18 protein-coding genes are annotated in these 22505 nt (G+C 35.2%); 7 read left to right on the top strand and 11 right to left on the bottom strand.

Going from position 1 to position 22505, the window contains the following annotated elements:
• The first annotated feature begins 24 nt into the window (after positions 1-24).
• The 3 genes from ACXR6G_RS10790 to ACXR6G_RS10780 all read left to right on the top strand — a co-directional run bounded on the left by ACXR6G_RS10790 (position 25) and on the right by ACXR6G_RS10780 (position 3826).
• Positions 25-2460, top strand: coding sequence for an alpha-ketoacid dehydrogenase subunit alpha/beta (locus tag ACXR6G_RS10790; RefSeq protein WP_458361438.1), 2436 nt, complete (start codon positions 25-27; stop codon positions 2458-2460).
• 162 nt (positions 2461-2622) lie between these two features.
• Positions 2623-2931 (top strand): FtsB family cell division protein, encoded by a 309-nt coding sequence (locus tag ACXR6G_RS10785; protein WP_458361437.1) that lies wholly within the window; start codon positions 2623-2625, stop codon positions 2929-2931.
• 178 nt (positions 2932-3109) lie between these two features.
• Positions 3110-3826: an energy transducer TonB gene (locus tag ACXR6G_RS10780; protein ID WP_458361436.1), complete on the top strand. Its 717-nt coding sequence runs from the start codon at positions 3110-3112 to the stop codon at positions 3824-3826.
• 47 nt (positions 3827-3873) lie between these two features.
• On the opposite strand, the gene ACXR6G_RS10775 is transcribed toward ACXR6G_RS10780, so the two are convergent.
• Positions 3874-5142: a glycosyltransferase gene (locus ACXR6G_RS10775; protein ID WP_458361435.1), complete on the bottom strand. Its 1269-nt coding sequence runs from the start codon at positions 5140-5142 to the stop codon at positions 3874-3876.
• A gap of 129 nt (positions 5143-5271) precedes the next feature.
• Positions 5272-5847 (bottom strand): OmpH family outer membrane protein, encoded by a 576-nt coding sequence (locus ACXR6G_RS10770; RefSeq protein WP_458361434.1) that lies wholly within the window; start codon positions 5845-5847, stop codon positions 5272-5274.
• 377 nt (positions 5848-6224) lie between these two features.
• Between ACXR6G_RS10770 and ACXR6G_RS10765 the strand changes: the two genes are divergently transcribed.
• Positions 6225-7133, top strand: a complete 909-nt coding sequence (locus ACXR6G_RS10765) for a proline dehydrogenase family protein (protein WP_458361433.1) — start codon at positions 6225-6227, stop codon at positions 7131-7133.
• A 35-nt stretch (positions 7134-7168) separates the two neighbouring features.
• On the opposite strand, the gene ACXR6G_RS10760 is transcribed toward ACXR6G_RS10765, so the two are convergent.
• The 4 genes from ACXR6G_RS10760 to ACXR6G_RS10745 all read right to left on the bottom strand — a co-directional run bounded on the left by ACXR6G_RS10760 (position 7169) and on the right by ACXR6G_RS10745 (position 10051).
• Positions 7169-7876 carry a carboxypeptidase-like regulatory domain-containing protein gene (locus tag ACXR6G_RS10760; RefSeq protein ID WP_458361432.1) on the bottom strand — a complete coding sequence of 236 codons (708 nt, stop codon included), beginning with the start codon at positions 7874-7876 and terminating at the stop codon, positions 7169-7171.
• A gap of 18 nt (positions 7877-7894) precedes the next feature.
• Positions 7895-8467, bottom strand: coding sequence for a nitroreductase family protein (locus tag ACXR6G_RS10755; protein ID WP_458361431.1), 573 nt, complete (start codon positions 8465-8467; stop codon positions 7895-7897).
• A 279-nt stretch (positions 8468-8746) separates the two neighbouring features.
• Positions 8747-9331, bottom strand: a complete 585-nt coding sequence (locus ACXR6G_RS10750) for a superoxide dismutase (protein WP_458361430.1) — start codon at positions 9329-9331, stop codon at positions 8747-8749.
• A 117-nt stretch (positions 9332-9448) separates the two neighbouring features.
• Entirely contained in the window at positions 9449-10051 is a 603-nt protein-coding gene (locus tag ACXR6G_RS10745) for a superoxide dismutase (protein WP_458361429.1), read from the bottom strand.
• 279 nt (positions 10052-10330) lie between these two features.
• Between ACXR6G_RS10745 and ACXR6G_RS10740 the strand changes: the two genes are divergently transcribed.
• On the top strand, positions 10331-11632 hold the full coding sequence (locus tag ACXR6G_RS10740) for an MATE family efflux transporter (RefSeq protein WP_458361428.1): 1302 nt from the start codon (positions 10331-10333) through the stop codon (positions 11630-11632).
• Positions 11633-11634: 2 nt separating this feature from the next.
• Here ACXR6G_RS10740 and ACXR6G_RS10735 read toward each other — a convergent pair whose 3' ends face one another.
• A complete protein-coding gene (locus ACXR6G_RS10735) occupies positions 11635-12336 on the bottom strand; it encodes a hypothetical protein (RefSeq protein WP_458361427.1) in 702 nt (233 codons plus the stop codon).
• A 160-nt stretch (positions 12337-12496) separates the two neighbouring features.
• Here ACXR6G_RS10735 and folE point away from each other — a divergent pair, with 160 nt between their 5' ends.
• The gene (gene folE / locus ACXR6G_RS10730) at positions 12497-13129 is read left to right on the top strand and encodes a GTP cyclohydrolase I FolE (protein ID WP_458361426.1); all 633 of its coding nucleotides are present in this window, start codon (positions 12497-12499) and stop codon (positions 13127-13129) included.
• A 37-nt stretch (positions 13130-13166) separates the two neighbouring features.
• A complete protein-coding gene (fabD, locus tag ACXR6G_RS10725) occupies positions 13167-14057 on the top strand; it encodes an ACP S-malonyltransferase (RefSeq protein WP_458361425.1) in 891 nt (296 codons plus the stop codon).
• An 87-nt stretch (positions 14058-14144) separates the two neighbouring features.
• On the opposite strand, the gene ACXR6G_RS10720 is transcribed toward fabD, so the two are convergent.
• The 4 genes from ACXR6G_RS10720 to ACXR6G_RS10705 all read right to left on the bottom strand — a co-directional run bounded on the left by ACXR6G_RS10720 (position 14145) and on the right by ACXR6G_RS10705 (position 22489).
• Positions 14145-17120 (bottom strand): PEP/pyruvate-binding domain-containing protein, encoded by a 2976-nt coding sequence (locus ACXR6G_RS10720; protein WP_458361424.1) that lies wholly within the window; start codon positions 17118-17120, stop codon positions 14145-14147.
• A 161-nt stretch (positions 17121-17281) separates the two neighbouring features.
• On the bottom strand, positions 17282-18322 hold the full coding sequence (locus tag ACXR6G_RS10715) for a 2-oxoacid:ferredoxin oxidoreductase subunit beta (protein WP_458361423.1): 1041 nt from the start codon (positions 18320-18322) through the stop codon (positions 17282-17284).
• Between the two features lie 3 nt (positions 18323-18325).
• On the bottom strand, positions 18326-20170 hold the full coding sequence (locus ACXR6G_RS10710; RefSeq protein WP_458361422.1) for a 2-oxoacid:acceptor oxidoreductase subunit alpha: 1845 nt from the start codon (positions 20168-20170) through the stop codon (positions 18326-18328).
• A gap of 690 nt (positions 20171-20860) precedes the next feature.
• Complete coding sequence (locus ACXR6G_RS10705; protein WP_458361421.1) at positions 20861-22489, bottom strand: RagB/SusD family nutrient uptake outer membrane protein; 1629 nt, start codon at positions 22487-22489, stop codon at positions 20861-20863.
• Between the last annotated feature and the right edge of the window lie 16 nt (positions 22490-22505).

Below are 22505 nucleotides of genomic sequence, written 5' to 3'. Positions count from 1 at the left end.
TATTAATCATTATTAATTGTGAGTATGTCAGAAATATATAAGGAGAATACTAAAAAGGAAATTTCATTCGAAGATTTCAAGAATGAAGTCCTTGAAGATTACCGAATTGCAAATATAAGTCGTCAACTAAGTCTATTAGGGAGAAAAGAGGTTCTAACTGGTAAGGCTAAATTTGGAATTTTTGGAGATGGAAAAGAGCTTGCTCAAATTGCCATGGCCAAAAACTTTAAAAATGGTGATTGGCGATCTGGTTATTACCGTGACCAAACCTTTATGCTAGCTGCTGGCATGCTAACTCCTGAAGAATTCTTCGCACAACTATATGGTGAGACTCAACTTGATAAGAATCCAGGAAATGGTGGCCGTTTAATGAATAACCACTATGCTTCAAGAAGTTTGAATGCTGATGGAAGCTGGAAAGTATTAACTGAACAAAAAAATTCATCAGCTGACATCTCCCCTACTGCAGGACAAATGCCTCGCCTTTTGGGTCTAGCGTATGCTTCTAAAATTTTCAGACAAAATAAAGAATTACATGGTTTCTCTGAATTCTCGGACAAAGGAAACGAAGTCGCTTTTGGAACCATTGGTGACTCAAGTACATCTGAAGGTCATTTTTGGGAAACAATAAATGCTGCCGGTGTTTTAAAAGTTCCTATGGCAATGAGTGTCTGGGATGACGGTTGGGGTATTTCAGTTCCAAACAAATACCAAACGACCAAATCAAATATATCTGAAGTTCTTAAAGGCTTTGAAATTGATGAGAATGGTGATGGTTATCATATTTATAAAGCTAAAGGATGGGACTATCCGGAGCTTTGTAAAATGTATGCCGAAGGTGTACCGAAATGTCGAGAAGGGCATATTCCAACATTATTCCATGTTGTGGAAATGACTCAACCACAAGGTCATTCTACCTCTGGATCCCACGAGCGTTACAAAACTGAAGAACGCCTTAAATGGGAACTGGAATATGATCCTATCAAAAAAATGCGTGAGTGGGTGCTTGATATGGAACTCGCAACAGAAGAGCAATTAGTACCTATTGAAGAAGAAAGTATCAACATCGTAAAAGAAGCTAAAAAGCAAGCTTGGAAAACCTTTATTACGCCAGTTAAGAAAGAACGTGATGAATTAGTCGAATTGGTAAAAGCTTCAGCTTGTAATTGCAAAAAAACGGAGCGTATCGATGCAATTATTAATGATTTGAAAAAGGTCATTCATCCAATTAGAAAAGATAATGTCAGTTCTGCAAAAAAGATTTTACGTCATATTTGCAGTTCGTGTGCAACCTTTAAACCATTGAAATCTCAACTTCAACAGTGGTTGAAGGACACCCTTGAAGAAAATCACGAACGCTACAGTTCACATTTATATAGCGAAACAGACAAGCAGATATCTAATATCCCTGCGGTTAAACCGATTTATTCCGATAGCTCTAAAATTGTAACTGGTCGAGAAATCCTTCGTGACAATTTTGATCAGCTTTTCAGTAAATACCCCTTGTTATTAACTTTTGGTGAAGACACTGGTTTTATTGGTGGTGTCAACCAGAGTATGGAAGGCATGCAAGAAAAGTATGGCGAATTAAGAGTTTCTGACACAGGTATTCGTGAGGCTACAATTCTTGGACAAGGGATTGGTTTAGCTATGCGTGGTCTACGTCCAATCGCTGAGATTCAATATTTCGATTACCTTTTGTATGCGATACAAACAATGAGTGACGATTTGGCAACCTTACAATACAGAACTAAGGGTGGACAAAAGGCTCCAGTAATAATTCGTACACGAGGACACCGTCTAGAAGGAATCTGGCATTCAGGTTCTCCTTTGAGTATGGTCATCAATTCAATTCGAGGAATACATGTTTGTGTCCCACGTAATATGACTAAGGCTGCAGGCTTATATAACACCCTTATGGAAGCAGATGAGCCAGCTTTGGTAATTGAACCACTAAATGGCTACCGATTAAAGGAGAAGATGCCTGATAACCTTGCTGAGTTCAAAACTCCACTTGGAATACCCGAGGTTTTAGAAGAAGGTACAGATATTACCCTGGTGACTTACGGCTCTTGTGTGAAGATTGCTGAAGATGCAGTAAAACAACTTAAAGAATTTAATATTTCAGTTGAACTTATTGATGTGCAAACTCTTTTACCTTTCGATGTTAATCATATGATCGTTAAATCGGTGAAGAAAACCAATCGAGTGATTTTCTTCGACGAAGATGTTCCGGGTGGAGCAACTGCTTTTATGATGCAAAAAGTTCTTGAAGAACAAAAAGCTTATTTTCATCTAGATGCTGAGCCACGCACTATAACTGCAAAGGATCATCGTCCTGCGTATGGTACAGATGGTGATTATTTCTCAAACCCTAATGCAGAAGATGTTTTTGAAATTATTTACGACATAATGAGGGAAAGTGAGCCAGATAAATTCACTCCGATTTATAAAGTATAAGAGATTTAAATAATTCACACAAAAGGACGCTGATTGTAAGAATCAACGTCCTTTTGTGTTATTAATCCCTCAATCTATTCTTTTTGACTTACAAAATTAGGAACAAGCTCTTAACAAAAAGATATTTTCACTAATTTTAGCCAATAGAACTAAAATATTAAAATGGATAAATCGAAAATTAAATCGCTTCTAATTAAGGCTATCAGTAACAAATTCTCCATTAGTCTACTGGTCTTCTTCTTTTGGTTGTTCTTTTTCGATCAACACTCCATATGGGAACGCAAAGAATATAAAAGTAAGATTGAAGCTTTAAGCGAAGAAAAAAAGCACTTTTTAACAAAGATCAAAAAAGATAAAGAAAGTATACATGAGCTGAAAACCAATCGAGAAAACTTAGAGAAATTTGCTCGAGAAAAATATCTCATGAAAAAGAAAAATGAAGATATTTTTATAATAATTGAAAAGGAATAGTGAAAACTATTCCTTTTTTTTGTACTTTACAGTATATACCAATACGTCTATTTTCATCTGAAACTAAAAAAATACCATACCGTATAATTAAGTAGACGCATTTTATAAACTGATAACACCCTAACCTCTGAATTACGATTTATTTGAGATTATTATATAAACTTAAGAGATCCTAGCCATGTTACCTAAAAAACGAGAGAATGCAGACCTAGAAAAGAAAAAGAGTTTATTCTTTGAGGTTGGACTAGCGATAGCCCTTTTGCTAGTACTAATTGCGTTTAAGTGGCGAGTTCAAATTAAAGATACTGACGTTATCATCAATGCTCAAGAACTTACCGAATTAGAAGAAATTGTTCCCATAACCAGGCAAGAACCCGAAAGACCAAAGGTAAAACCCCCCGTTAAAATCAGACTACAAGATGTGATTACCATCGTTGAAAATGATTCGAAAGAAGACCTTAATCTAGAAATAGAAGAAGAAGATATTAATCAGGAAACAGAGTTTGATATTCGTCCAACTGAAGTGGCAGAGGAAAAGGAGCTTGTGGATGAGGAGCAGATTTTTGTTGTGGTTGAGGAGATGCCTATTTTCCGCCCTGACATTTGCAAGACTATGACAGAAGGCAATTTTGAACTAAATAAGCATATTCATAAAAGTATCAGGTATCCTGTTCTTGCTCAAGAGAATGGAATTTCAGGCCGTGTGTTTGTAAAATTTGTTGTTGGAAGCAATGGTCGGGTTAAAAATGTAGAAATTCTTAGAGGAATTGACCCATATCTTGATCGAGAAGCGATTAGAGTAATTAAAAACTTACCTGCTTTTTCTCCAGGTAAACAAAGAGGTGTTCCCGTACAAGTTACCTACACAACAGCCATTAATTTTGTTCTTCAATAAATTGAAAACTATAAAGCATGGATATTAATCCATGCTCTTCTTTTAGCCTAATGTGTCTTCTCGTAGTCTCTATATATTTCAAGTAATTCCTTTGCTGAATAGATACCTTTAGTACCTATACCCAAATCCTTAAGCAATAATTTAGCACTTACAATAACACTTTCTTCTTCCATAAATTGCTCATGAACATTGTTCAAATATTTTAGAACTTTAAAAGCATTAAATGCTCCAAAGAACTTCTTTCTAAAAGCATCAATTGAAGCACAGTTACGATTGATTTCATCAAGAGATTCAAAGAAATCATCTTCCTTAAGATAACTCCTAACTGGCCCAGGCAATTCAACTATCAACTTATTAATAAATGTATCATAGTCTACTCCAAAAAAATCATCTACTCTATCAAAGAATACTTTTAAATCCTTAAAAGCTGCATAATTGTAGTTTTTATAGTTGCTAATACCTTCGTTCACAAAAGTAGACATTGCTTTCCCTGTTCCAAAAGGAACCCGATCCGATGTACGAGGTGATGGAATAACTCGAGTATGCGTAATTTCATAGAACTTACCTAAAGCAATAATTTTTTGAAGGAAATAAAAATCTTCGCCAGCCTGACGACGATTCATCCCCCCTTGTTTAATATATGCTTCGGCAGAAACCGCAAAGCTAGAGCCGACGGTATGATAGGCATGTGGGTGCCCCGTAAATCGCATGGCAAGCATATAATAGCGCAGATACAATTCATACTGAGCTATGGAATTGTAGATTAATTCACTAAACTCCTCCCCTTCAAGTGGATGCTCATAAAATATATTTGCTCCGTTTGCCTTAGGATGTTTTTTAAATAATTTTTCGATCTCTGTAAAGTAATTGGCATCACATGATGAGTCGGCATCGTAACCGGTAATAATACCATTAGATTTACCAATTTTATTGAAACGACTCACAGCCTCATCCATAGCTATTTTGCGTGCTAATCCGACGCCAGCAGTTTTTTTCGGTAAATTAGGCTGATCAATCAAAAAGAATTTCAACTTTTCATCCTCATGTGCAGACATCCACTCTTGAGCATCAGCAATCGTTTTAGCATTCTGACTTAACACTTCACTTGAAACTTGTACACCCGAGTTAACGATAACAATAACTTCCACTTTAAAGCCAGGTCGATCACAGAGCCACAAAGCCTTTAAACTTGAAACTAAATCGGGTTCATCAAAGCAAGGAATTGTAACAATTAATCCTAGATTATCGGGCACTTCATTATTAAAGTAATCAGGGAATACTTGTTGCTTTTTTAGATATTTATCTGCGAAACTCATTAATCTGCTGTGTAAGTTTTAAATTGGTAATATTTTCTATGCTGACATAAATAGTCATCAACAGCCACAAAGATAAAAAAAGGGCAGAAAGCTATCAGCCTCTGCCCCTTTATTCAATAATTTTTAAGCTTATTTCTTATATCTGGCATTTAAACCATCAATGATATCCTTAGTAATATCTAAACCTTTAGCAGAGTGAAGAACTGTTCCCCCTTTAGTTGTGCTAATAATTAAGCTATACTTATGCTTCGCATTATATAATTCCATATAATTTGTAACACTATCAAATAATTGCTTAGAATTACCATTTTGCTCAGCCATCAACTCAGCACTTAACTTTCTGTCAAGCTGCTCTAAGTTTTGTTTCTTTTCCATTAAGTCTCTTTGTGCTTTTTCTGCACGCTCACGGTTTAAGAAACCTTTGTTTTGAAGTTTACGTTGAAAGTCAACCGCCTCTTTTTCTAATTTTTGAGCTTTAAAATTAAAATCAGTTCTAGAATCTTCTTGCTTCTTAAGAAACTGCTCATTCAAATCGACAGAAAAATTATAACTCGACAATAATGAATCAGTGTTTACATACACAACAGCACCTTCTCCAGCAATGGTTTTAACTTCAGTTTTACTATCCCCTGAGAAATGTAAAAAGAATAAAATTCCAACAGCTACAATTAAAACTGCATTAAGAACAATGGATAAATTTTTCATGTTTTTCTAGTTTGATTTTAAATTGCCAACCTGAAAAGACAAAGTCAAATCAGGAAAATTTGCCCTTAAAGTAATTTCTTTTGAAATTTTCTTCTTAAACGAATAGTAGCGTATATTAATTGATTTTAGGTACTTATTTAGACAATTCAAAATTGCTATAAACCTTGAATTTTACTGCGTTTTAAATTAAGCCTAGCAAATATAAGTTTTAAATGATAATGGAAAAACTTCTGAGATAGATTTTTCATTTGATAGTAAAAAATAACCCCTTATTCAAAATCAATCGAAATTGCTGATAAACGTCATTCTTTTTAGTTCTCATGATGTTTACATTTAGCCAACAATAAACCCAAGATTAACCCTTAAAACCACAAGAGATGTTTAATAAATTGATAGCAGCAACTCTGCCTTTTATGCCTAAAAAAATAGTTTGGCTTTTTTCTAAAAGATATATTGCTGGAGAAACAATTGATGATGCGGTAAAAGCCTCACTTGACTTAAATGCACAAGGTATAAAAGTCACTGTCGATCTTTTAGGTGAATTTATTGAAGATTTGAGCCAAGCGACAGAAAATAGAGATGCGTATCTGGATATTATCGAAGCTTTTGAAAAAAATAAGATTGATGGGAACTATTCTGTAAAGCCAACCTTTTTCGGTTTATTAATCGATCCTGAGGTTTGTTATGAGAACATTAGAACAGTTGTTGCCAAGGCTGCTGAATACAACAATTTCGTACGAATCGACATGGAAGATTCACCATGTGTGGATAATGAAATTGATATGTTCAGACGTTTAAGAAAAGAATTTCCTAAAAATGTAGGCTTAGTAGTACAATCATATCTTAAACGTACTTTTTCCGATTTGGAAAACATGTTGGATATGCAAAATGGAACAGCACTTAACTACCGCTTATGCAAGGGCATTTATGTAGAGCCAGCTGAGGTTGCTTTTACGAAATATGAAGAAATCAACGAGAACTACATCAAAGATCTTGATTTGATGCTTAAGAATGGTATCTATCCTGGTATAGCTACTCATGATAAGAATTTAATTCAGCCAGCATATAATTTGATAGAAAAGTACAATGTCCCTAAGGATAAATATGAATTTCAGATGCTATATGGTGTTACACCAGAACTGAGACAATCAATACTTGACAAAGGACACAAAATGAGAGTATATGTTCCATTTGGAAAAGATTGGTTTGGGTATTCAACTCGTAGGCTTAAAGAAAATCCGAAAATGGCCATGCTAATTATAAAAGCACTTTTTAGCAGAGGATAAGACAACAAAAAAGCGGTGATTTCTCACCGCTTTTTTTATTCCTTTTTTAAGCCATATTTATACATTTGCTGAAGAATTTTAATCTCAGAATCTGTAACAATTGATTCAGAGATTTTCATCTTCCTCTTTCGTTTCAATCTCTTTAACTCTGGTAAGGTTCGAGCCGTACTAAGTCCAACTGTCATTTCAGGAGCAATCATCCTTTTGTTTTCTATAGCTACGACATGATTCCTTATGAGTAAATCAGTATTTGCTTTAGCATCCATTGTGGTTGGTCGTGTTGTTAAAGCCTGATAAGTTGCAGAATTGACATTATTTTTTGCTCTCACATATTCAGGCGTATTTACCTTAGCATTCATAAATGCTTCTTTAAAATCACCAAATCGAGGTAAAATTAAAACCTCTTGTAGTGCAATCGTATCCTTAGCAAGAAATACCCCAAATAGATAATCATCCTGTTTCAAACTATCACTCACGATAACTTTTACATCATGATAACCAACAAATGAATATTGGATAGTATCACCAGAATTTACCCAGAAAGAAAATCTTCCATACTCATTAGTCGTACCTCCTCGTTCTTTGTTTACTCTAAAATGAGCATATGGCAATCCTTTCAAATCAACCTGATCCATTACAGCTCCTGTAAAAAATATAGAATCCAGATTGTATCTCTGAGCTTTGGTTTCTTTCGCGAAAATGAAAGTAAAAATTATAACACAACACAATATTAATTTTCTCATAAAGCAGGGTATTTCAGTCTAAAATTCATTTATAACAAGATCTTCGAGTTTCCGTTTGGGCACATGATGTACGCCTTTTTCGTCTCTCCAATACTTTATATCATCATTTTTCATTTCTTCAATAACGACTTCTTCTTTGGGCTTTCCCAGAGCGACAACCTGAATAATTGAATAGTCATTAGATACTTTTAATAATTCTCTAAGATTCTTTTCTTTAAAAGCTCTCAGAATACATCCTCCAAAGCCATCTTCAACAGCACCTAGCAACAAATTCTGTACCGCTATCCCATCATCACTAAAGTAATTTTTGCTCAATCGTTCATCATTCAACATGATAACATAGGCCACCGGTTGCTCTCCCTCTACAGGTCCGTTCCAATCACTCAAATAACCTGCCCATGCTAAATTATCAAAAATATGTTGACACAACTCTTGATCTGTCACAGTCACATATCTTAAACTTTGGGCATTTCTACCAGAGGCACCTAATCGAGCTAAATCGATCCACTGACGTAATTGAGCTTTCTCAATAAGTTCGTTTTGATAGAATCGTCGGTAACTTCTATTTTTTAATACTAATTCCTTTAACATTTGAATCTTGTCTTATTATACGGTTGAAAATATCGATTAGATACACTTTACTCAGAAAAAAAATCTCCTTTACTCTCTTTTTAAGATAGGGAATATATTACTTTTCATCAATAGTTAAATTCATTTTAAATGAAAATCCTTTGAAATAGGTAAGCCCTTGATTTAGCTAATCCTAAGATCTAACTAATTAACTAAAAATTATTATAAGTGAGTACAAATCTAAAATAAAAAAAGCTGCTACATATGTAACAGCTCAGTTTATAACATAAATTAAACGCATCATAAATTTTCAAAACGACTTTCTATCAACTCCCAATCAATCAACTCCCAAAAATTCTCAATATACTTGGGTCTGGCATTTTGAGTATCCAGATAATAAGCATGCTCCCATACATCAAGAGTCATTATTGGCATTAAATTATCGCAAAGCGGATTCTCTGCATTTGGAGTTCTCACTATACTAAGTTTATTATTCGTATCGGCAACTAGCCAAACCCAACCTGAACCAAAAAGAGTTGCTCCAGCTTTCGAAAATTCTTCTTTAAACTTTTCAAACGTCCCGAAGGTATAAACTATCGCATCGTACAATTTATTTCGAGGCTTTCCTCCTCCTCTAGGCTTAAGAGCCATAAAATAGAAGGTATGATTAAAAACTTGAGCTGCATTATTAAAAATTCCACCATCTGATTTCAGAATAATATCAACCAATTCGGCATTTTCGAACGATGTATCCTCAATCAAATTGTTTAAATTATTGACGTAGGCCTGATGATGTTTTCCGTAATGAAACTCAAGTGTCCGCTGTGAAATAAGGGGTTCTAATGCATCTAGTGCATAAGGTAATTTTGGAAGTTCATGTTTCATAATTTTGTTTATTTGATTTACTCTAATTTCATCAAAAATCTTGAATCAGGCAAAAAAAAGATCGACTCTCGAATAAATTCGAAAGTCGATCCAAAATCAAAAAAACAATAAACAAAACTAATCCTGAAAGCGCTTTAACGCTTCCTCCCAATTAACGACTTCAAAAAATTCTGAAATGTAATCGGGTCTTTTATTTTGAAACTTTAAATAGTAAGCATGTTCCCATACATCCAATCCTAAAATTGGTGTTCCTTTTACTTCTGCATCATCCATTAATGGATTATCTTGATTAGGTGTAGAGCATATTTTCAAACTACCATCTGATAATTTAACTAACCAAGCCCAACCTGAACCAAAACGTGTAGCAGCTGCTTTTGAAAATTTCTCCTTAAACTGCTCAAAACCACCAAAAGTATTGTTAATAGCTTTTTGCAATTCTCCAGTAGGTTCTCCGCCTCCATTAGGTGACATTAACTTCCAAAACAAATCATGATTATAATAACCACCACCATTATTTCTAATAGCAGCCGATTGTCTCGAAACACTGGCAAGAATCTCACCAATACATTTTCCGTCAAGATCAGTACCAGCAATTGCCGCATTTAAATTATTAGTATATCCAGCATGATGCTTTGAATGGTGAATCTCCATAGTTCTAGCATCAATATGTGGCTCTAGCGCATCATATGCATACGGTAATTTAGGTAATTCAAAACTCATATTCTAACAGTTTAAATCAGTAAAAGAAATTATCAAGCTTGACTATTTTTATTTAATCTCGTTCTCAATAACAAAACAAATCTATATTATAAATAAATCTCTTCCAAATATTTTAAGACTTATTTGTCTTTTATTTTTCATTATTTATTACAGCACATAATTTTCTTCCTTTTTTATTGCCTTAACTAAAGAAACTTAGGTCTATTTTCCCTTCCAAATAAGAAATACCTCAAGTCTATTCTGTAATTTCGCAGCGAATTAAATCTCAAAAAAAAGGAAGTGAATAAGAAAATATTAAATATCGCCTTACCCAATATCATTAGTAACATCACCATTCCTCTTCTAGGAATAGTTGACTTGGCACTAATGGGTCATTTAGGGGAAGTAGATTTTATTGGTGGGATTGCTTTAGGTGGCACCATTTTCAACTTTCTATATTGGGGTTTTGCATTTCTGCGAATGGGGACCAGTGGCATTACAGCACAGGCCTACGGAGCTAGAAACCTAAGCGAAAGTATCCTATCACTAGGAAGAGCATTGCTCGTCGCAGTTATTGGTAGCATTCTCATATTGTTACTTCAAAAGCCAATTGCTCTTTTAAGCTTTAACTATATCGATACAGAAGCTTCAGTTGAAAACATAGCACTCTCCTATTATAATATCCGAATATGGGCAGCACCCGCAACAATTTCATTATATGCCTTAACAGGATGGTTCATTGGCATGCAGAATTCTAAAATTCCAATGATGATAGCCATTATCTGTAATATCATCAACATCAGTTTGTCTGCCTTCTTTGTTTATGAGTTAAATCTCGATGCTAGAGGTGTAGCACTAGGTACGGTAATTGCTCAATATTGCGGACTGATACTGGCTTCCATTTTCATTTGGCGACATTATCGCAGATTGTTTAAATATTGGACAAACAAAGGCTTACTGAAAATTAAAGAGTTGAAACACTTTGTCTTGATTAATAAGGATATCTTTATTCGTACCCTCTGTATCATTTTTGTCTTTACATTTTTCACAACAGAATCAGCTAGCACTAACAAGACAATTCTCGCAGTCAATTCGCTCCTATTGCAATTTCTATTCATCTTTTCATATCTGATGGATGGATTTGCCTACGCAGCCGAAGCCTTAGTTGGACGATTCGTTGGGGCTCAGAACCGTAAAAACTTTCTCACTACAGTCCGATATTTGTTTATCTGGGGAACGGGAATTAGTCTTATTTTCACTCTATTTTATGCTTTGGGTGGCAGTTGGATTCTTTCATTGCTAACCAATAATTCAGAAACACTGAGTGCTGCTAATCCTTATCTAAAGTGGTTAATTCTACTTCCTATATTGAGTTTCGCATCCTTCCTTTACGATGGTATTTATATTGGAGCAACAGCCTCTGTTTATATGCGAAAGACAATGATGGCTGCAACCATTCTTATTTTTATACCAGTCTATTGGGCGCTAAAAGATATTCTTTTTAACCATGGACTTTGGATTGCCATGTTATCCTTTATGCTTGCGAGAGGTATATTCCAGGCTCTTTACTTCAAAAAGGCAGTCATGATAAAGTTCAAGTAGATTTAACTTTTCAATAATTGAAACTGGTATAGTTTAACAAGGAGTTCTTCAAGAACATCAGTAATATTATCAATTTCTAAATCATCAATATTCAAACTATCAGTAGCCCTTTCTAGTTTTCCTACCACATATGAAAGTTGAATAAGATCAATATTTGATTCTAAACAAGCATATAAAACGGTTGCTCCTTCTGAACTAATTACCTCAGGATAATTCTTAATGTAGATTTCTCCTATTTGAAATAGGTTGGCAGGAATGGTATTGCAAGTCATACCACTTACTTTTCTGAAGGACGTTAATATCTCGGAATAATCAGACGTATTTTCGAGAATACCATTTTTAAACGGTACTTCATTCTTAGGAATCAGATCGAAATCAAAAAATGATTGAAAGCCTGAATCAAAAGTAAAGCCCATATCACCAAAGTAATCGTCAATAACATTTACAAGGCTCCCAGGCTCAGATTTATCATTGAGCGCAAATGATCGTCCTATATGAATAACCAAGTCGTAGCTTTTTCGCTGAATGGCTTTATTTATCCAATGACTAGCAATACTACCCCCATAACCTGATATTAGAATATCAAATTCGTTTTCAGCCAATTGAAATCGAGCATAGTTTTTCCCATAATTATCAATCAATTGAAGTTGACTAATAAATTTTTGAAGGGAGATAAAAGTGGGACTAACAATTAAAATATCCATAGATGCAAGTACTTAGCAATAACAAAGCTTTCCTAAATTTGCTCAATCGACAAAAAATATACTTAAATTTGCAAGCTTAAGCTGACAAATTGATAGACCTATTAGAAAAGCATATCAATTGAATTTTATCGAACGATAGTATTTAAACACAAAATATAAGATGGAATTTTCAACTAACGAAACGGAAAATAAAGGTTTCACAAAAATAGAAAAATTCAACCAGGAAACGACTGAGCAACTCATGTTTCATTACAATAAAGTATTGGAACTTCTGGGCGAAGATGTGGAGCGAGAGGGACTTCAAAAAACTCCATTAAGAGTCGCTAAGGCTATGCAATTTCTAACTCAAGGTTACCATATAAAACCTGAAGAAATATTGAAGTCTGCAATGTTTAAGGAAGATTATCGCCAAATGGTGATTGTTAAAGATATTGAAGTTTACTCGATGTGTGAACATCACATGCTTCCTTTTGTAGGAAGAGCTCATGTTGCATATATCCCTGATGGAACTATAACCGGACTTAGTAAAATTGCTCGTGTAGTCGATGCTTTTGCTAGACGATTACAAGTACAAGAGAGGTTAACCACGCAGATTAAAGATTGTATTCAAGATACGCTTAAACCTCTTGGAGTAGCAGTTGTAATTGAAGCAACACACATGTGCATGTCTATGAGAGGTGTTCAAAAACAAAACGCAACAACAACAACTTCTGATTTTACTGGAGCATTCGAAAAAGTCGCTACACGCGAAGAATTTATTCGACTGATCTCTACAAGAACTAATAATTACTAATTAACGATTGATAAGTATCAATTACTAATCGAAAGCTATGAAAGCATATGTATTCCCTGGGCAAGGCGCCCAATTTGTTGGTATGGGTAAAGACCTATACGAAAACTCTGAACTAGGTAAAGAATTATTCGACAAGGCCAACGAAATTCTTGGTTTCAACATTACTGAGCTAATGTTTAACGGAACTGATGAAGATCTAAGACAAACTAAGGTAACTCAACCAGCTATCTTTCTTCACTCTGTTATTTTAGCAAAAACTTTAGGTGATGATTTCAAACCAGAAATGGTTGCTGGTCACTCATTAGGTGAATTTTCAGCTCTTGTTGCTAATGGTGCTCTTTCTTTCGAAGATGGATTAAAATTAGTTTCTCAGCGTGCTATTGCTATGCAGAAAGCTTGTGAAGTTGAGCCTTCAACTATGGCAGCTATTATTGGTCTTGATGACGATACTGTTGTGAAAATTTGTGCTGAGATTGAAGAAATTGTCGTTCCTGCTAACTTCAACTGCCCTGGACAGTTAGTAATTTCGGGTAGCATGAAAGGTATCGAAATTGCTTGTGAGAAATTAAAAGAAGCGGGTGCTAAACGTGCTTTACCTCTAAAAGTTGGTGGTGCATTCCACTCTCCATTAATGGAGCCTGCACGTGTAGAGCTTGAAGAAGCGATTAAAAACACAAACTTTTCTACGCCCACTTGTGCTGTTTACCAAAACGTAAATGCAAAACCTGTTACTGATCCAGAAGAAATCAAGAAAAATCTTGTTGCTCAGTTAACAGCTCCAGTTCGTTTTACTCAAACTATGATGAACATGATGGCTGACGGTGCTAGCTCATTTACTGAAGTTGGTCCTGGTAAAGTAATTCAAGGTTTAGTTAAGAAAGTAGATCGTAAAATGGAAACTGCTGGTGTAGATTCATACCAAGCATAAACCAAAATATTGATCTTAGGATCAAACAAAAAAAGAGATCTCAATTATTTGAGATCTCTTTTTTTATATAAATAAATCTGTTCTTAACTATTTAAAGCTAATAACTGAAATTTGTTTTTTACCATCCATCAATATTTCTAATGGCTCAGCAAAACGAACATGCTTAAAATAATGTAGATGCTCAACGAGTTCTTGCTTATTCAGAATATCTTCTTTCACAAAACTGGTTGGTAAATTTGATTTGACAGAGAAGTAGCCAACATTCATCGAAGTCACATTGTGGAAAAAGTGTGATCCTAGAGAAGCATCTAATGGGAAATCTTCAAGCCCCTGCTCAACGATAACTTTTGCATTAGAAATTTGAGACCAAAGAACTGGAATTCCAGTAAATCTATCTTTTGTTCCCCAGCGACCTGGGCCAATCAAAACATACTCTCTGTCTTGCTCTTTCATTTTCTGATTGAGAATAGCTATTTCTTGAGCCATTTCTTCGGTTTTGATTCGATCAAATTTACTCAAGTCCATAAAAATAACATCACGGACATGATCGATCTTACCATTCCCCATTCCTTTATCAGCCAATAAAACCAACTTGTCCTTATCCACCTTTTTCATATCAATTTCAACACTCATTTCCTGACGGATAAGAGGTTTAATCTGAAGTAAGTTGAATGTAGGCAAGCCATTTTTACCCTTTGAAAGATCAACTGCAAATTCAATTTCAATTGGTGCTCCCATAGCTTGCTTGAAGATATTCAGAAGAATACTTAAGGTTTCAGCTAATGGAATTTGGTTGTATTTTAAAATATTGGCAAAATCAACAACTCGTGGCCCTCTTAAACTCAAATCTGGCTCAATTCTGTCATTACGTCCATCATATACTGAGGCACAATGCAATAAATTACCATCCTTTTCAGCTACTGAAAGGTCATATTTAATAGTTGCTGCATCTTCTCCATCTTCAAGCAAATTTAACTTATCAGATTCCATATTGATCGCATAGAAATAATTCTGCGAATCTTTCACCTGATCTTGAATGGATGCCAACTGTAATTTTGGATGTTCAGGACAGAAACGGTGTGTTTTCTCACCACCAACAACATATTTACCCAAACCTATACCTAAAACGGCAAAACCATCTTCGGGTTTCATATATGAGAATGGATAGTAATTGTATGATTGTGCAACACCACTAATGTTTGGATAGAATTTACCATTGTGTTCCTGACCAACAACTTCTTGAAGAATCACAGCCATTTTTTCTTCTTCAATCTTATAATCAACTGCAGAAAAATAAGCCTTAGCTTCAGGTGTGAAAATTGAAGAATACACCATTTTGATAGCTGTTACCAAATGTTCAAAACGAACTTCAAAATCTGGATCATTATTTGGAAGAAGATAGGTTGCATATACACCAGCAAATGGTTGCATCAAGGAATCTTCGAACAATCCCGATGAGCGAACAGCCAATGGCTTATCAATTTTCTCAAGGTATTGACGCAACTTTTTACGAAGTTTCTCAGGTAATTGAGCCTCTATAAATTGCTTCCTAATGTCTTCGTAGTTCTTTTCATTATATATTTTCTCAACTAGATTATTTACTTCAAGAAAATTATCATATTCATCAACCCCAATAATTGCTGTTCTTGGAATGGTAATATTGATATCTTTAATCAGCTTCTGGAAACTGATATTTTCTGTAAAATTACTCAAGAAAGCCAATCCACGCCCCTTTCCACCAACTGATCCTCTCCCTAGACGAATGACATAGTGATTAGAGTTAGCCAAACTGGGTCTAAATTTTATGATTCGACCTCTCAATTGTTTCAATCGTGAAGCTTCAAAAACATCCAAACAAAACTGACGTAATTCACGAACCGTTTTAAAGTCTGAAATTTGATAACGTCGAAGTTTCTTTGCAATATTAATTTCTCCTCTAGCCATCAACCAAGTTGAAATTCCATTTCGCTTAGAGTGAAATAATAATGATTCATCTGGCACGTACTTTAACTTTTCCTCAAAATCTTCAAGTGATTTTGCCATTGCAACCTGAGTACCGCTCTGATTTCTAAATACGAAATCACCAAAACCCAGTTTTAAGTGAATAAAATTGAAAATATCTAAGGCTAATGTATCACTGTTTTTATTGATAAAATCAGCATTTACCTGGAAAGCACGCATCGCATTATCCGTATCATGAGATTGCATAACGCATGGGATTCGCATTTTTTTATCCTGCACATATGAAATCAAATCAACTCCTGCATCATCATTCAGCTTCCCATCACGAGCAAATCGCACATCAGAAATCACACAAAGTAAGTTTTCAAGATATTTATCTACAATGTCAACTGCATCCTCATAGCTACTAACCAAAATAACCTTTGGTCTTGCACGCATTTTAAGAATTTTATGCATCTCATCAATATCATCTTCATCAGAAATAACTTTCTGAGTTTGAGTCATAACTGATGTGTATAACAATGGTAGATATCGAGAATAATACTTGACTGAGTCTTCGACCAATAACATCACCCGGACATCACCAATTTTAGAGTCAGGCTCAAGGTTCATCTTGTCCTCAATGTATTTGGTCATGGCCATAAAGATCTTAGTAGAGCCATTCCAAACAAATACCCTCTCGATATTGTTTTTGATTTTATCAGCTGCCTTATCAAAATAAGCCAAGTCACTATTGTTATTAACCAAAACTAAAACGGGTAGTTCGGGCTGTTTCTTTTTAATATCCTGACTAAGCTTTATAGGAGATTCCTTATCGAGACCAGCCATTAGAATCACAATATCGAAATTGCGCTCGTCCATAGCCTGAAGAGCTTCTTCATTGGTGGTTACACTAGTGAATCGTGGTGCCGTATATAAATTAAGCTGAAGGTATTCTCCAACAATTTTATCAGAGAACTGACCTTCCCTAACAATCGTATATGAATCGTAATAAGTCGCAACAAGAAGAATTTCCTTGACCTTAAATGGCATCAATTCCTGGAAAATATCTCTGTCGTTCTTTTTTCGTTTATAAATTTTAGATATCGCAATCTCTTCCATGTTCGTTCTGTATTTGTATTTGACGGATGAAAGTAATAAACAATTGACAATTGTTTGTTAGAAATGCTTTATAAATAAGGTGTCAAACGAGAAATTGACAAAAAAAATCCTGTTTGGTATAGTACCAAACAGGATTATATTCAATGAATTTTAGAATTCTACTAGTCAACGGTCCAAGTGTCTCCACTATTAAGCAAGTCATCCATACATTTTAATGTAGCTTGTGCTTGAACATCTTTGATCTGCTGCACCATCTTCTCGTCGTAAGAAGTTGCGTCAACATCACGAATAACACCCAAAGCTACAGGGTATTCAGGAGCCATCATACTGGAAAGTAACCAGTGCATATGTGGATCTTCAGAGTGAGCATCGTGAACAAGAACATCTTCTTCATAAATACCATGCTCACCAATAATAACGACAACTAACTTACCATTAGATCCCATGATTAATCCCTTATTTTTCTCCTTACCGAAGATCATTGGTTTATCATGTTCCAATATCAACTGATATTCTTCTTTAGTTGCTTTATCCGTAATTATAGAGTGTGCACCATCATTATAAATCACACAGTTCTGAAGAACTTCAACAATAGATGTTCCCTTATGAGCCGAAGCGGCCTGAACAACTGCTGTTGTCAATTTAATGCTTGTATCGATAGAACGTGCATAAAACTTTGAACCAGCTCCTAGAGCCAACTGAGCAGGCCTAAAAGGTTCCTCAATTGATCCAAAGGGAGATGTTTTTGTCACCATACCTTGATTCGATGTTGGAGAATATTGACCTTTAGTCAAACCATAAATCTCATTATTGAAAAGAAGAATGGTCATGTCGATATTCCTACGTACAGCATGAATGAAATGATTTCCACCAATTGCTAAAGCATCACCATCTCCAGATATCTGTAGTACTTCAAGATTAGGATTGGCACATTTAACGCCTGAAGCAATTGCAGCAGCACGTCCGTGAATGGTATGAAAGCCATACGTGTTCATATAATATGGAAAACGGGAAGAACAACCAATACCGGAAATTACAGCGTAGTCTTCTTTCTTAAATTCCATGTTAGCCATGGCTTTCTGAACAGAATTTAATATACCATGGTCGCCACAACCCGGGCACCAGCGATTTTCCTGATCACTTTTAAAATCCTTAGCACTAAGCTTCTTAATATTAGTTTGGTTTAATACTGTATCAGCCATGACTTATATCTCCTCCAATAATTGGTTAAATCTTTCTTTTAATTCCACTACAGTGAATGGTAATCCCATCAATTTATTGTGTTGTTCAAACTTAATATCCTGGAATGAGCTTCTTAGATATTCAGCAAATTGACCATCGTTCAATTCACACACAATAACTTTCTTATAAGAACTGAAAACCTCAGCTGTATTTTTTGGAAGTGGGAAAATATAATTGAAATGAGCCAGACTAATGGATTTTTCTTCCTTTTGCAATTCACGAACTGCAGTTGTAAGGTGACCATATGTACCACCCCATCCTACTACAAGAACATCAGCTTCCTCATTTCCTTTCACCTTAAGTTCAGGAATATTATTAGCCACAAGCTCAACTCTTTTCTTGCGAATATCACTCATCACCTGGTGGTTTTCTGGCACATATGATACTGTTCCATCACCATCCATTTTTTCAAGACCGCCAATACGATGCTCTAGTCCCTTTGTACCTGGGATAGCCCATTTACGACTTAATCGTTTCTCTTCGCGAGCATAGGGCAGAAAATCATCTCCTTCTTTTGCTATAGGTGCAATTATTTCTGGAAGATCAGACATATTCGGTATTCTCCAAGGCTCAGCTCCGTTGGCAATAAAGCCATCAGTTAATAGAATAACAGGAGTCATGTGCTCAAGTGCAATTCTACCTGCTTCGAATGCATAGTGGAAACAGTCAGATGGTGTACTTGCTGCAATAACAGGCATAGGACACTCACCACTTCGACCATGAATAGCTTGAAGTAAATCGGATTGCTCCGTTTTTGTTGGAAGACCTGTAGATGGTCCACCACGCTGAACGTTTACAATTACAAGAGGTAATTCAGTCATAACTGCCAGACCAGCTGCTTCTGTTTTCAGTGCTAAACCAGGACCTGAAGTCGTGGTTACAGCAAAGTCACCAGCAAAACTAGCTCCAATTGCAGTACAAATACCTGCAATCTCATCTTCAGCCTGAAACGTTTTCACGCCTAAATCTTTACGCGCAGCTAATTCCTGAAGAATTTCAGTAGCGGGAGTAATAGGATACGAACCACAGAAAAGCTCTAGATTAGCTCTCTCAGCTGCTGCCATCAATCCCCAAGCTGTTGCTTTATTACCTGTAATGTTTCTATATGTTCCTTTACGGATTTTAGCAGGTGCTACACTGTAATTATAAGGCAGAGCCTCAATTGTTTTAGCAAAATTATATCCCGCACGAAGTACCTTTTTGTTTGCATCTACAACCGCAGGGTATTTCTTAAATTTCTTTTCAATAAATTCCTCAGTATGCTCAAATGGACGATCAAACATCCAATATACCATACCTAGTGTAAACATATTCTTACTTCGAAGAATAGATTTCTGATCAAGCTCTGAATCTATTAAACACTCACGCGTTAATGATGTAACCTTGGCCTTAATTAGATTATAGTCGGCAAGTTTATCATCCAATAAAGGATCTGAGTCGTAACCTGCTTTTTCAAGGTTCTTAGCCGTAAAACTATCCTCGTTTACAATGATAGTACCACTCGCTTTCACCCACTTTAAATTGGCTTTTAAAGCCGCAGGATTCATCGCAACTAATACATCTGCATAATCACCAGGCGTATAAATTTCTTGATGCCCAAAATGTAATTGGAAGCCAGATACACCACCAACTGTACCTTGTGGGGCGCGAATTTCTGCTGGATAATCAGGGAATGTTGCTACATCATTCCCAAATAATGCTGAAGTATCAGAAAACTGAGTTCCTGTTAATTGCATACCATCTCCGGAATCTCCCGAAAATCGAATAACAACCTCTTCTCTTTCAATAATCTTTGTCTTTTGACTCATGATTGTTTGATTTAACGTTGAGTTAAATTCTTAGTTTGTTAAGTTGTTTGGTTTTATTGATGTAAAGTCAAGAGTAGGATGAAAATTGGAGTCAAATTCTATATTTTGGGAATGATCATCTAGAAAGACTATCGATAATTCGACATTAATAATCTAAAATTATCAAACATCAAATTCCACTCAAGAGTATGGGGAATTGGATGAAAATCTTTCAAAAAAAACAGAACCTATCTAAAAATCATGAATCCTTACAAACTTTCAACCAAGCTTTTAACTCTACTTGCTGGGTTTCTGTTTTAGAACAGTTCTTAATACACATGTTCTACAACAGTGGGTAAAGGTAATGATTACCGCCACTTAGGCAAGAAAATGAAAAAGAATTTTAAAGAAAAATGCAAAGGTTTGCACATCAGGTTTAAAGCTTAGACTAAGCCAGTATAAACACAAAAGATTTTAAGCTTTTTTTTCTTTTTAATTAACTATGAAATTTAAACCGATTGGGTCTTTATCAGGATTAAACCTTCAATCCTAAATCACCAAATTTAATTTACCAATGATGCAACTAAACACATTGTTCTGAATTAGGATTGAACTTGAGTCTTAATAGTATAATATTTTATGCAATTTACTAGAATATAGATACAAAAAAAGGCTACCCGAGGGCAGCCTTTAAATATGATAAAGCAAATATTATTTATATGCTTCGTTCTGATCAGCATCAGTAAGAGCTTCATTAGCATCAATTTCTTTTTGAGGAATTGGCATACAGAATTTCTTAGAAACACTATTCTTGCGAATAACATCAGAAGTAGGTTCATTAATTGAAGTAAAATCAGACCAGTGATCTACAGTAGATGCAGTTCGATCTAAATCTAAGTCTAAACGTTTAAGATCAAAGAAACGGTGACCTTCAAAGAATAGTTCTTTACGACGTTCAAGATAAATTTTATCTAATAAAGCAGCACCAGTTTCAGTAACAGATACAACAGAAGCATCAGCGCGTTCCTGTACAGTTAATAAAGCAGTTTGAGCAACAGCAGTGTTTCCAAGGTTTGCTTCAGCTTCAGCTTCGATTAAATACATCTCAGTAGCTCTGATTCTTGGGAAATCACCTGTTCCTAATGCAGAAGGATTAGCACTGTTAAATTTAGTTGTTAAATAACCATCAGTTGTGTGAAACTGAGCATAAGCTATATCACCATCCTCATTAAGGATAACATCACCTTCAGGAGTGATACTACGTGGGAACATTTTCTTTCTTATATCAGAATCAGAAAATAAATTAATAAGACCACGTGTTACTCTCAAAGAATTATAACCATAAACAAATACATCACCTCTGGTTTTTGGGTTTAGATCTTTATAATCTACTACACCATCACCAAATTTATCATCAGCATCAGCTACAGCTAATCCTTTAGTATCTGTATAAGTGATATCACCACAAGTATATGTAAAAGAAGGAATACTCATGAAAGTATTTACATCAGAATCAACAAAACGTTGTTCCCAAATAACTTCAGTAGAAGTCGAATTGAATCCACTTAAGTAAGCTTCTTCATTCATTAAAGTAAATCCGGCATAGGCCTTCTTTGCATATTTTGAAGCATTAGTCCAATCACCCATTGTCAGGCACACACGAGCTTGAAGAGCAGCAATACCTTTAGCATCGATAAATCCTTTATAATCAGACTCAATCGCGTTAGCTTCTGCAGTTGCCAAATCAGTAACAATTTGTGTATAAACTTCACCAACAGTACTACGTGGAATATCGTAACCACCTAAACCATTAACAGTTGTATTAATTGGCACTCCACGTCCGGCAGGATCCTTAGTAAAAGCAGTTTCACCATACCAACGAACTAAATTGAAATATGAGAAAGCTCTCAAAGCCAATGCCTGAGATTTTAAATCATTTTTATTTGCAGCATCACCTTCAATACCGTCAATTTGAGTTAAAAACAAATTACAGTTAGCAATGGTGCGATAATTATAACGAAAGATGTCATAAGCACGACCATTAGTTACGGTAAAGTTATATCTATAAAAATCTTTAAAACGACCATAGTTATTACTAGAAATAAGAGTTGCATCCTCACCTAACATATCTGCAGCTACAAAAGCTACTGTACCTTCGGCACTAGAGGCATTCTGAAGAGCATAAATTCCATTCAAATGAACTTGTGCCCCTCCAATTGAATTGAAAAGAACCTCCTCTGATGGTCGATCAGAAGGTGTTTGCTCTAAAAATTCATCACTACAAGCCGATAAATTGACAAGTAGAGAAAGAGCGATAAAGCTTTTTAATATATTTTTCATTTTGATTATTTTTTAT

This window comes from Ancylomarina sp. YFZ004 (assembly GCF_054254355.1).
This window is presented reverse-complemented; position numbering and strand designations above follow the sequence as displayed.

Bases quoted from the DNA above. Each gene is read 5' to 3' on its own strand.
- ACXR6G_RS10760 (WP_458361432.1), bottom strand. From the start codon at position 7,876: ATGAGAAAATTAATATTGTGTTGTGTTATAATTTTTACTTTCATTTTC.
- ACXR6G_RS10705 (WP_458361421.1), bottom strand. From the start codon at position 22,489: ATGAAAAATATATTAAAAAGCTTTATCGCTCTTTCTCTACTTGTCAAT.
- ACXR6G_RS10715 (WP_458361423.1), bottom strand. From the start codon at position 18,322: ATGGCTGATACAGTATTAAACCAAACTAATATTAAGAAGCTTAGTGCT.
- ACXR6G_RS10765 (WP_458361433.1), top strand. From the start codon at position 6,225: ATGTTTAATAAATTGATAGCAGCAACTCTGCCTTTTATGCCTAAAAAA.
- folE (WP_458361426.1), top strand. From the start codon at position 12,497: ATGGAATTTTCAACTAACGAAACGGAAAATAAAGGTTTCACAAAAATA.
- ACXR6G_RS10775 (WP_458361435.1), bottom strand. From the start codon at position 5,142: ATGAGTTTCGCAGATAAATATCTAAAAAAGCAACAAGTATTCCCTGAT.
- ACXR6G_RS10710 (WP_458361422.1), bottom strand. From the start codon at position 20,170: ATGAGTCAAAAGACAAAGATTATTGAAAGAGAAGAGGTTGTTATTCGA.
- ACXR6G_RS10750 (WP_458361430.1), bottom strand. From the start codon at position 9,331: ATGAAACATGAACTTCCAAAATTACCTTATGCACTAGATGCATTAGAA.
- ACXR6G_RS10735 (WP_458361427.1), bottom strand. From the start codon at position 12,336: ATGGATATTTTAATTGTTAGTCCCACTTTTATCTCCCTTCAAAAATTT.
- ACXR6G_RS10790 (WP_458361438.1), top strand. From the start codon at position 25: ATGTCAGAAATATATAAGGAGAATACTAAAAAGGAAATTTCATTCGAA.
- ACXR6G_RS10780 (WP_458361436.1), top strand. From the start codon at position 3,110: ATGTTACCTAAAAAACGAGAGAATGCAGACCTAGAAAAGAAAAAGAGT.
- ACXR6G_RS10785 (WP_458361437.1), top strand. From the start codon at position 2,623: ATGGATAAATCGAAAATTAAATCGCTTCTAATTAAGGCTATCAGTAAC.
- fabD (WP_458361425.1), top strand. From the start codon at position 13,167: ATGAAAGCATATGTATTCCCTGGGCAAGGCGCCCAATTTGTTGGTATG.
- ACXR6G_RS10755 (WP_458361431.1), bottom strand. From the start codon at position 8,467: ATGTTAAAGGAATTAGTATTAAAAAATAGAAGTTACCGACGATTCTAT.
- ACXR6G_RS10770 (WP_458361434.1), bottom strand. From the start codon at position 5,847: ATGAAAAATTTATCCATTGTTCTTAATGCAGTTTTAATTGTAGCTGTT.
- ACXR6G_RS10745 (WP_458361429.1), bottom strand. From the start codon at position 10,051: ATGAGTTTTGAATTACCTAAATTACCGTATGCATATGATGCGCTAGAG.
- ACXR6G_RS10720 (WP_458361424.1), bottom strand. From the start codon at position 17,120: ATGGAAGAGATTGCGATATCTAAAATTTATAAACGAAAAAAGAACGAC.